The following is a 10,240-nucleotide window of genomic DNA, read 5'->3' on the forward strand; positions in this document are numbered from 1 at the left end:
CGTGTTCTACATGACGGAGCAGGAGTATGACGTCGTCGTGGTCGGCAGCGGAGCGGCCGGCATGGTCGCCGCCCTCACCGCGGCCCATCAGGGCCTCTCGACGATAGTCGTTGAGAAGGCCCCGCACTACGGTGGTTCCACTGCGCGGTCAGGTGGTGGGGTGTGGATTCCGAACAACGAGGTCCTCAGAAGCGCAGGGGTCAAAGACAGCCCAGCCGCTGCCTCCGAATACCTGCACTCGATCATCGGTGACGTAGTGCCGGCGGAGAAGATCGACACCTATCTTGAGCGCGGTCCCGAGATGCTGTCGTTCGTGCTCAAGCACTCTCCGCTGAAGCTGTGCTGGGTCCCCAACTACTCCGACTACTACCCGGAGACGCCCGGCGGCAAGGCCACGGGCCGCTCGGTGGAACCGAAGCCGTTCGACGCCAAGAAACTCGGCGAGGACCTGCCCGGGCTCGAACCGCCGTACGGCAAGGTGCCGATGAACATGGTGGTGATGCAGCAGGACTACGTCCGGCTCAACCAACTCAAGCGGCATCCCCGCGGCGTGTTGCGCAGCCTCAAGGTCGGCATCCGGTCGGTATGGGCGAACACCACGGGCAAGAACCTGGTGGGCATGGGCCGCGCGCTGATCGCCCCGCTGCGCATCGGCTTGCGTGACGCCGGGGTTCCGGTGCGGCTCAACACCGCGATGACCGACCTCTACGTCCAGGACGGCGCGGTTCAGGGGATCTACGTACGCGACACCACCGCTCCGGAAAGCGCTGAGCCGCAACTGATCCGCGCGCGCCGAGGAGTGATCCTGGGCAGCGGCGGATTCGAGCACAACGAGCAGATGCGGGTGAAGTACCAGCGCGCACCGATCACCACGGAGTGGACCGTCGGGGCCAAGGCCAACACCGGCGATGGGATCGTCGCCGCCGAGAAGCTGGGTGCGGCGCTCGACGTGATGGAGGACGCCTGGTGGGGGCCGACGGTGCCGCTGGTGGATTCGCCGTGGTTCGCGCTGTCGGAGCGCAACTCCCCCGGCTCGATCATCGTGAACATGGCAGGCAAACGCTTCATGAACGAGTCGATGCCGTATGTCGAGGCGTGCCACCACATGTACGGCGGCCAGTACGGTCAGGGCCCCGGACCGGGCGAGAACATCCCGGCCTGGCTGGTGTTCGACCAGCGCTACCGCGACCGCTACATCTTCGCCGGACTGCAACCGGGACAGCGCATTCCGAAGAAGTGGCTGGAGTCCGGCGTCATCGTCAAGGCCGACACCCTCGACGAACTGGCCGCCAAGACGGGTCTGCCGGTCGACGCGTTCAAGGCCACCGTCGAGCGCTTCAACGGGTTCGCCCGCTCCGGGGTGGACGAGGACTTCAAACGCGGTGAGAGCGCCTACGACCGCTATTACGGCGACCCGACCAACAAGCCCAACCCGAACCTCGGTGAGATCAACCAGGGTCCGTTCTATGCGGCGAAGATGGTGCCGGGGGACCTCGGCACCAAGGGCGGCATCGTCACCGACACCCGGGGCCGCGCGCTGCGCGACGACGGGACGGTCATCGAAGGGCTCTATGCTGCGGGCAATGTCAGCGCCCCGGTGATGGGACACACCTACCCCGGCCCCGGCGGCACCATCGGACCGGCGATGACGTTCGGTTACCTGGCGGCACTGGACATCGCCGGGGCAGCCCCGGCGGCATCGAAGTAAGGGAAGGACACAAGGCGTGCCCATCAATCTCGACGAGGCCATCGGCGCGGAACTGGACCCGGTCGAATTCTCGTGGACCAGTAGCGATATCCAGCTCTACCACCTCGGTCTCGGCGCCGGCACGGATCCGATGGACAAGGCGGAGCTGCGCTACCTCCTCGACGACACCCCGCAGGTGCTCCCGACGTTCGGCAACGTCGCGCAGAGCTTCCACTTGACCGAACCGCCCGCGGTGAAGTTCCCCGGCATCGACATCGAGCTGAGCAAGGTGTTGCACGCCAGCGAGGCCGTCACGGTGCCAGGACCCATCCCGGCGTCGGGCACGGGTATCGCGGTCACCCGGTTCACCGAGATCTGGGACAAGGGCAAGGCCGCCGTCATCTGGTCGGAGACCACGGTCAACGATCCCGACGGGACGCTGCTGTGGACCCAGAAGCGGTCCATCTTCGCCCGCGGTGAGGGCGGTTTCGGCGGTGACCGCGGACCGTCCACCTCGGCCACTGCACCGGACCGTGCCCCCGATCTCGAGCTCACCGTCCCGACGTCACCGCAGCAGGCGCTGCTGTACCGCATGTGCGGCGACCGCAACCCGCTGCACTCCGATCCGGACTTCGCTGCGGCAGCGGGCTTTCCGCGTCCGATCCTGCACGGGCTGTGCACCTACGGCATGACCTGCAAGGCGCTCGTAGACAACCTGTTGGGCGGCGACGTCTCAGGACTGAAGTCCTACGGCGCCCGGATGGCGGGCGTCGTGTTTCCCGGCGAGACGCTGCGGGTGAGCGTCTGGAAGGACTCCGCAGACACTCGGGGCGCCTACACCGCCGTGGTCACCGCACCCGAGCGCGACAACGCGGTGGCGCTGACCGGCGTCGAGTTCGTCCCGGCCTGACGCCATCTACTGGCACAGCTCGGTGCCGTCTACTCGCAGAGCTCGGTGATCCTCGTGGACGCTGCCTGTGCATCGTTCATCCGCGTGGTCTGCGTGGGATCATTACCCGGCGCGCCCGCGAGCTGGCTCATCCCGATGTACTCCAGGTTGGTGGCGAAGGTGCGCACCTCGCCGGCGAGATCGGACGGCACGTCACCGTCGAGCCGGGACAGCAGGAACTGCCCGCCGCCCAGCGTGGCCAGCCGCGCGTTGGCCGCGACTGCCTGCACAGCGACGGGGTCGTCGCCGAGATTGGCGTTGGTCTGCAGCGACACCGCGTTACGCACCAGGTCGAACGCGGCACACACCCGCGCCTTGGGATCGGTGGGCTGGTCGGCGGGGGCCGAGGACGTCTCGCTCGACGGGGAACTCACCAGCGCCCATACTGCGACGGCCAGCGCCGCGACGGCGATCACCAGGGCGGCGATGACGAGCTGATTGGTGCGGCTGGACGGGTTTCCGAACTCGGGCATCGGGCGATCATAGCCCGGCACCAAAGCCACCCTTCGGCAATGACTTTCAACGGACCTTCGGCGTCGCTTTCCTCGCCTGATCCGCCGGCGGCAGAGCGTGCCTTCAAGCTGGATCAGGCGTCGGCGGCGCCGGCATCGCCTCCTGGATCGGGGCTTCCGTTGGCCCCGTCGCTTCCCCCCGAGGTCCCTGACCCGCCGGTGCCACCAGTGGCGGTGCCACCGTCGGAGGCTGTGGCGTCGCCGCCGTCGCCGCCGTCGCCCCCGCTACCGCCGAGCACTCCACGGGCACCACCGTTGCCGCCGTTACCGCCGATGGCCTCCTCGTCACCGGTCGCGTCGCCACCGTCGCCGCCGTCACCACCGTCGCCGGTGAAGGTGCCACGGCCGCCGTCGCCGCCTCCTCCACCCGTCGCTGTGCCGTTGTCTGAGGTGGCGTCACCGCCGGCACCACCGTCGCCGGCGTCCCCGGTCGAGGTGTTGCCACCAACACCGCCGGCACCGCCGGTGGCCGAGCCGTCCGTATTGAACGCCGCGCCGCCTTGGCCGCCGGTACCTGCGACCCCGCCGCTGGAGAATCCGCCGGCACCACCGGCACCGCCGACTGCGGACGAGCTTGCCGCACCACCCGTGGCGTCACCACCCTCGCCGCCGGCACCGGCTTGGACTCCCGCGCCGCCGGCACCACCGGCACCGCCGGTCCCCGTGCCGAACTCGGAATAGGCCCATCCGCCGTAGCCTCCGGTCCCGCCGCTGCCACTCCAGGAGCCACCGGCGCCACCCGCCCCTCCAGACCCGCCGGTGGCGCTGGTCAGTTCGTTGACTCCGTCCTCCGGCGTCGGGTCGTCCAGGTCGTTGTTGTTGAACGTGCCACCGCCGTTGCCACCGTTGCCACCGTTGCCGAACAGCAGGCCACCGCGACCGCCGTTGCCGCCGTTGAACGGACCTGAAACGAGGGTGCCGTCCGCCGCATATATGGCATCACCGGCGTTGCCGCCGGCGCCGCCGTCGCCGAAAAGGAAACCGCCGCGGCCGCCTGCCCCGCCAGCGCTGGCTGCGTACAGGACCTCCTGGGTCTCCTCATCGATGACCTCCAAGCCGTCACCGCCGCGGCCGCCGTTGCCGCCCCAGAATCCGGCATTACCGCCCTTGCCACCGTGCAGACCATTGCCGCCGTTGCCCCAGAGCAGACCGCCGTTACCTCCGTTGCACGCGGCCCCTTCGCAGCCTTCGACCGCGTTGACGCCGTTGCCGATCAACCATCCGCCATAGCCGAACATCGGCCGCCACACCGGATTGGCACTCACCTGCCCAAGCACCTGAAGCTCGTCCTTCTTACGGTCGCTGCCTCCGTTGAGCGACAGGAACAGACCGTCATCGAGCAGGAGTTCCTCGTTTGACACCAACTGCACGTTTATGGCGCTTGGCGTCGGTGCTTGCTCGCTGGTCACCATCAGTGCACCACCGCCCGCGAGGGCCGCCCCGGCGATTCCCGCCGTGATGAATGATGTGACCGGCAGAGCGTGCGCACGCTTCATTGCGTGATTGGCCATAAGTCCCCCTTGTGAGTGTTTTGCGATATTGATCCACCTCATGCGTCCCCCGATGAGCGGCGCACATCAACCCCAGAATGGCAAGGCGCAACCGGACTGTACGACTTTGCTGAAAGCAGCGTCAATAGGTAATCGGATCCAGTTCTTCGGTACGAAATTACCCATTTGAATCCAACATAATCTGCTCGCAGAGCTCACCTGGAAAGCATTGCCGATATTCGCTCCTCGGCTTAGCGAGGCGACTTTGGTAGTGGTTTCCTTCGCAAAATACTTAGCGGACAATACGTTTGACGACGGAAAGAAACTGGCGAGCCGCCACAGAGCGTTCCGGCTTCCCAGGAATACCGAACCGTCCTGGTCGTCACCGACCGGGCCTTCAACCTCATGACGGTGATCGGTGACGGCTACCACGCAGAATTTGCTGCACTATTCAAATAGTGACTCTGACACGGACCGGACATCGGTCACCCTGCGCCTCTGGCCCGTCGGCATGAAGGCCAGAACCGCGATGTCGCGCCTGAAACCAGCATGGCATCTGCACAGTCACCGCGGCGATGCCCGGTAACGGCTGCGGGCGTCGACTCCGAAGAGTCGACGCCCGCAGGTCTCGTGTGGGACGGGTCAGTCGTCGCCGTCAGTCGCCGAACCGTTGGCGCCGTCGTCGCCGCCGAAGGCGCCTTCGCCGCCGGTGCCGCCTGTTGCGCCGCCGTCGTCGTCGGACACGGCGTCCCCGCCGTCACCGCCGTCACCGCCATCGCCACCAAAGCCGCCGCCGCCGCCCGCGCCGCCGTTCCCGCCGGTGGCCTTCTCATCGCCGTCGGCGTCGCCACCGTCGCCGCCGGTACCGCCGCCGCTGCCCGTCAGGTCGACCGAACCACCGTCGCCGCCCCGGCCGCCGGTCGCGTTGCCGCCCTCACTGACGGCGGTGCCACCGTCGCCGCCGTCGCCGCCGGTGCCCAGCCGGACACCGCCGCCCGAGCCGCCGTTGCCGCCCACGGCGTTCGCGGCGTCGCCGGTGGCATTGCCGCCGTTGCCGCCATTGCCACCCTCGCCGGTGCCGCTCGTGCCTCCGGAACCACCGTTACCGCCACGGGCGGTCTTGCCCGACGCATCGGCTTCGGCGTCGCCTCCGTTGCCGCCGTCGCCTCCGGTGCCGCCCGCATTCGAGTGGGCCACGCCTCCGCGCCCGCCGCTGCCACCGGTGGCGTTGCCGTTCTCCGAACTGGCCGCACCGCCGTCGCCGCCGTGACCGCCGTGTCCGTTGAGCACACCCGCGGCACCGCCGGCCCCCCCTGCGCCGCCTGCGGCGTTGTTCTTGGCCGACTCGTCGACGTTGGGGGTCGACGAGTCATTCGGGATGTTCAGGTTGTTGGAGTCCGACCCGCCGCTACCGCCGTTGCCCCCATTGCCGAGCAGGTAGCCGCTGTCACCGCCCTTGCCGCCGGCCAACGCGCCGTTCTTCTTCTCGTTGCCGGCGTAGACCGCGTCGCCGCCCTTGCCGCCGTTGCCGCCGTTGCCACGGACCCAGCCGCCCTTGCCGCCGGCACCGCCGGCCGTTGCGGCGCGCACGATGTTGCCGTTCGCATCGAGAACGGCATCGCCGTCGCCGCCGTTGCCGCCGTTACCGAACCAGAAGCCGCCGTTGCCACCCGTGCCGCCGTGGGCGCCGTTGCCGCCGTTGCCCCACAGGATGCCGCCGTTTCCGCCGTTGCAGGCATCGCCCTGGCAGTCGTCGGCCGCGTTCAGGCCGTTGCCGATCAGCCACCCGCCGTCACCGATCATCGGGCGCAAGGCCGGGTTCGCGCTGAGCAGCGCCGCATCCGACGGTGCGCTCTCGCGACGGTCGCTGCCGCCGTTGAGGGAGAGCCAGTAGATCTCTTCCTCGTCGGCGACGAGCTGCACCTCGATCGGGGCGCGAACCGCGGCCTCGCTGTCCGCCAGCAGCAGTGTGCCGACCCCGGCCAGCGCTGCGCCGGTCACCCCGGCCGTCAGGCCGGCGGTGAGATAGGTACGGATCGCCAGCGAGCGGTTGCTTTTCTTGGCATGCCTTGCCATGGGTTAACCCCCTGTCTAGTTACGTCGAATCCCGCCACCAAGCCCCGCTTTGGCAACGACTAGACAGTCTTACCAGAGCAAGCCGGGTAAATCTGAGTTTTGCTGTAGCAGACCGCAGGGTTCGCCCGCACGACGCTTCCCGTCCACTGTCACGATCCGGCGCCGGCGCATGCGCGTCGGGACCACACGCAGGTCGGCGACGCAGATCTGAACTGACGTGCCGAGCCCGGCCGCGCGGATGGCGTAGGTGATCTGCGCAAACGCCGAGCGACACCCGGCGGTGCCATATCCTTGCACTTACAACCGCGAATCGACACTTCGGCTATTTATTCGGCTACACATCCAGAGGCCGCCCAGTCCGGCACGCTCGCAACCCGCAACAGGCGGTTTGCTGACCTGTTGAAGAATGCTCCGGCCAGCTATTGCCAAGCTCAAGTACCAAGACCAGTGGAGAAAACTGCAGCCGGTCTGCCCAGTGCTGTGCGCCGGCGCCGCCCCCTGCCGAGTTCCGCTCCAAGTTCCGCTTCAGAGGTCGCATACGGCGTCCCGTCACGAGCCGTCCGGCGCTTCGGGATCATGCTGCGAGAAACTGCCCGCGGGTCCGGATCCTCGCCCCGCCGTCACGTCGGTGCCGCAAACCTCACGGTGTTCACCAGCCGTGCTCCGATAGTCGTGCTGTCCAGGATCAGCCACCCTCCACGATTTCGCGGAGCTGGAGCCGGCAAAGGCGGCGGGGCCGTTCAGGTCCGTCGTAATCTCCTCTGGAGCAGGCTCCGACTGACGTCCCGACCTGCGCCGATCCCGGTGGCACGCGTCTGCACAATGTCATGACCTGCTACTTTGCCCACGGGGAACCACCTCGCTGCTCGATCAACGAACACAGGAGGAATCGCGTGAAATTCAAGCCCGCTCTGGCCGCCGTCGCCGCCGCCGCTGCCGCCACCGCAGCTGTCGCCGGCGCTGCGGTCGCATCGGCCGACGCCGAGAACGAGGCCAAGTATCTCGGCCAGCCCGGCGAACTGGTCAACGGGAGCATTGTCCAGCACTGGACGGTCACCGACCTGAAGCCCAGCTCGGACGTCATTCCGTACCAGCCGGTCGGAACCCTGTGGGAGGCCACGGCGACCGACGAGGCGATCTCGGGCTCGGCCACCCCGATCGTGTCGAACTTCAACGCCCGCGCCGAAAACGGCGACACCTACCGTGTCCTGTTCGGTGTGCCCACTGAACAGGGGGTCAACCCGTCGACCCTGGCCCAGGGCGACAAGACCACCGGCAAGATCTACTTCGACGTCACCGGCGCGGAGCCGGACAGCGTGTTCTACAGCGACGGCGGTCCGAACGTCGTGCTGTGGCTGGAGGCGCCGCCCGCGCCGGCCACGGGCTCGGCCGGCGCGTCGTCCTACGGCAGCGGAACGTCGCCGTCGTCGACCGGCTCTGCCGAGACCGCGACGCCGTCGCCTGCCGCTGAGCCGGCCGCGGACACCGCAACCCCGGCAGAGCCCGCGCCCGCGGTCGCGCCCGCGGGAAGCTCCGGCACCCCCCTGCCTGAAGGCAGCTCCGGCACGCCGCTCCCTGAAGGCAGCTCGGGCACCCCGCTGCCGGCCGGCTCGGTCCCGGCAGAGCCCGAACCGGCCGCGGTGCCGGCTGCGGTCGCGCCGACGCCGCATGGCAGTTCCGGCACGCCGCTGCCCGAGGGCGCACAGCCCGCGACCGTCCCGGGTGCACCCGCGACGACCGTGGTCCCGGCACCGCCGGCCTGACCTCCGGCGAGTTCACGATGCCGTGCCGCCTGCGATCGCAGGCGGCACGGTTCATCTCACGAGTGCGACGTCCACCAGGTGTAGAGCTGGACCATGTTCGGTCCCTGCGGCCCGGACTGCACCTCGCTGACCATCAAATCGGCGTCGGTGGTCCACGCCACGGTCGGCTTGCTCTGCTGGAACCCGCACACCAGGGTGCCGGCGGTCCGGTCGGGCGTGGCGTTGCGCCGCCAGGGTCCCGGCGTTCACTCACCCACTCGACAGTTGTCGACGGATCTACCACGATCGCCTGATATGCGAGACAGAACGGGACAGCGGCTGGAATCAGGGGATCCGCCTCTGCGATGTGCGGGCCGTGCGAAAGACCGGTTCAAACGCGGTGACTGGGCCTCAGCGTGACTGACGTCTTCCCCTGTCGCGCGTAGGTCCGTTACTGAGTCCACCCAGTTCCAGAGTCAGTTAACTCAGGTCCATCAGCGAACGTGACTTCACTTCGAGCCTGATCCGCGTGATCGAACGCGGTGGATCAAAAAGCCTAGACCGCCTGTTGTCAGCACGGCCACTGCTGCCGCGGCGCTGACGATCACGGCGTGTCGGCGCTTCTCAACGATCATCGCTGCGCACTGGTTTTCGTAGTCCGTGGCAATGAAGCGATCAGGGCTGCTGTCGTTCAGGCGCCGATTATAGTCGTCGGCAGCTTCCGCGGCGGCACTGTCTGCCCGCAGCGCATCGCCGCATGCAATCGGCCGCCCGAGGTGATCCGCACTGGCTAACTGGATCGGCGTACTGAGCGCGATCGCCGCGCCGACTGTGATTGCCAGCGCGCTGCCGATGGCCAGCACCCACCGCAACGGATCATCCCTTCTGTCTCTTGAATGGTCGCGACAACCAACCAGCGTGATGGCGGCCGAACGCGCACGACGTAGTTAGCTTCTCTCCGCGTTGGCTTTGCCGGCCACCCGCAATCCCCTCCTCGTTGAGACGGCCGTGATCTCCGGTACTACCAATCAGGTTGTGCTAACCATGTTCGTCCAGGAAGGTGTCATAGGCTGCGGCGATGATCTGGGCGCTGGCGTCGGGGTGCTCGGCGGCAATAAGCGCTACTGCAGCTAAGGTTCGCGGTCCAAGGTCGATGGCGCACTCGGGTGGCCGACCCACGACGAGGGCAGTGTTGAGGGCGGTTTGGAAGCGCTGCCGTAGTGCAGGCAGCAGGGGATCGACGCCGCTGGAATGACTCAAACGGTCGAGCCTTCCGGCGAACACCCTCGCGATCCACTTTCCGTTGGCGACGAAACGTCGGCGCGTTGTCGAATTTGCCGGCGGATTCCGTTCAACGCGCCGTCTTCTGTTGTTGCCTGCCACGACAGATGCGGATACGAATCGCACAACCCGAGGTACATCCAGGAATCAGCTGACCATAGAACTCGGTAAACCACGCCGTGGTCGTCAGCAGTCTCGCTCACCACTGACCAGTCAGCGTCGCGATCAACCCGCAGGGCGCGTCCCCTCGGGGAGCGACTCACCGCGAGTCCTTCGGGGTGCCCACATCACCCTCCTGATAGCAGAGCCGACGTCAGTTAGCGACGGCCGACAATCTCGCCTTGGCAAACACTTGGACCCGATTCAAACACCAACAGGTTGCGTCCAGCAGAGTGGTGTACGAGTCGGACCTGATCAGCGGTACCGGCGTGTCGTAGCCGACTGATTGAGGGTCATCGCGTGATTCTTCGAGAGACCGACCAAAGTCACTCGAGCAAAGGAAT

At 67.5% G+C, this 10,240-nt stretch carries 8 protein-coding genes; 3 read left to right on the top strand and 5 right to left on the bottom strand.

The genetic code is table 11. From position 1 onward, the window contains the following. The first annotated feature begins 10 nt into the window (after positions 1-10). Together kstD and ACTWP6_RS09710 are read left to right on the top strand one after the other, a co-directional pair. A complete protein-coding gene (kstD, locus tag ACTWP6_RS09705) occupies positions 11-1,708 on the top strand; it encodes a 3-oxosteroid 1-dehydrogenase (protein WP_443187496.1) in 1,698 nt (565 codons plus the stop codon). A 16-nt stretch (positions 1,709-1,724) separates the two neighbouring features. Next, on the top strand, positions 1,725-2,597 hold the full coding sequence (locus ACTWP6_RS09710) for a MaoC/PaaZ C-terminal domain-containing protein (protein ID WP_443187497.1): 873 nt from the start codon (positions 1,725-1,727) through the stop codon (positions 2,595-2,597). 29 nt (positions 2,598-2,626) lie between these two features. Here ACTWP6_RS09710 and ACTWP6_RS09715 read toward each other — a convergent pair whose 3' ends face one another. From ACTWP6_RS09715 to ACTWP6_RS09725, 3 genes are all read right to left on the bottom strand, one after another. Continuing rightward, a complete protein-coding gene (locus tag ACTWP6_RS09715; protein ID WP_443187498.1) occupies positions 2,627-3,109 on the bottom strand; it encodes a hypothetical protein in 483 nt (160 codons plus the stop codon). Between the two features lie 113 nt (positions 3,110-3,222). Beyond that, positions 3,223-4,518 (bottom strand): hypothetical protein, encoded by a 1,296-nt coding sequence (locus tag ACTWP6_RS09720; RefSeq protein ID WP_443187499.1) that lies wholly within the window; start codon positions 4,516-4,518, stop codon positions 3,223-3,225. A 762-nt stretch (positions 4,519-5,280) separates the two neighbouring features. Continuing rightward, the gene (locus ACTWP6_RS09725; protein ID WP_443187500.1) at positions 5,281-6,714 is read right to left on the bottom strand and encodes a hypothetical protein; all 1,434 of its coding nucleotides are present in this window, start codon (positions 6,712-6,714) and stop codon (positions 5,281-5,283) included. 893 nt (positions 6,715-7,607) lie between these two features. Here ACTWP6_RS09725 and ACTWP6_RS09730 point away from each other — a divergent pair. Further along, the gene (locus tag ACTWP6_RS09730) at positions 7,608-8,477 is read left to right on the top strand and encodes a DUF1942 domain-containing protein (RefSeq protein WP_443187501.1); all 870 of its coding nucleotides are present in this window, start codon (positions 7,608-7,610) and stop codon (positions 8,475-8,477) included. Between the two features lie 488 nt (positions 8,478-8,965). Here ACTWP6_RS09730 and ACTWP6_RS09735 read toward each other — a convergent pair whose 3' ends face one another. Both ACTWP6_RS09735 and ACTWP6_RS09740 read right to left on the bottom strand, forming a co-directional pair. Further along, positions 8,966-9,319 carry a hypothetical protein gene (locus ACTWP6_RS09735; RefSeq protein ID WP_443187502.1) on the bottom strand — a complete coding sequence of 118 codons (354 nt, stop codon included), beginning with the start codon at positions 9,317-9,319 and terminating at the stop codon, positions 8,966-8,968. A gap of 175 nt (positions 9,320-9,494) precedes the next feature. Then, complete coding sequence (locus ACTWP6_RS09740) at positions 9,495-9,839, bottom strand: hypothetical protein (RefSeq protein WP_260755010.1); 345 nt, start codon at positions 9,837-9,839, stop codon at positions 9,495-9,497. Between the last annotated feature and the right edge of the window lie 401 nt (positions 9,840-10,240).

This window comes from Mycobacterium sp. 4D054 (genome assembly GCF_052245755.1).
Lineage (GTDB): Bacteria > Actinomycetota > Actinomycetes > Mycobacteriales > Mycobacteriaceae > Mycobacterium.

Coding starts and splice junctions, on each gene's coding strand:
- kstD (WP_443187496.1), top strand. CDS start 11: ATGACGGAGCAGGAGTATGACGTCGTCGTGGTCGGCAGCGGAGCGGCC.
- ACTWP6_RS09715 (WP_443187498.1), bottom strand. CDS start 3,109: ATGCCCGAGTTCGGAAACCCGTCCAGCCGCACCAATCAGCTCGTCATC.
- ACTWP6_RS09725 (WP_443187500.1), bottom strand. CDS start 6,714: ATGGCAAGGCATGCCAAGAAAAGCAACCGCTCGCTGGCGATCCGTACC.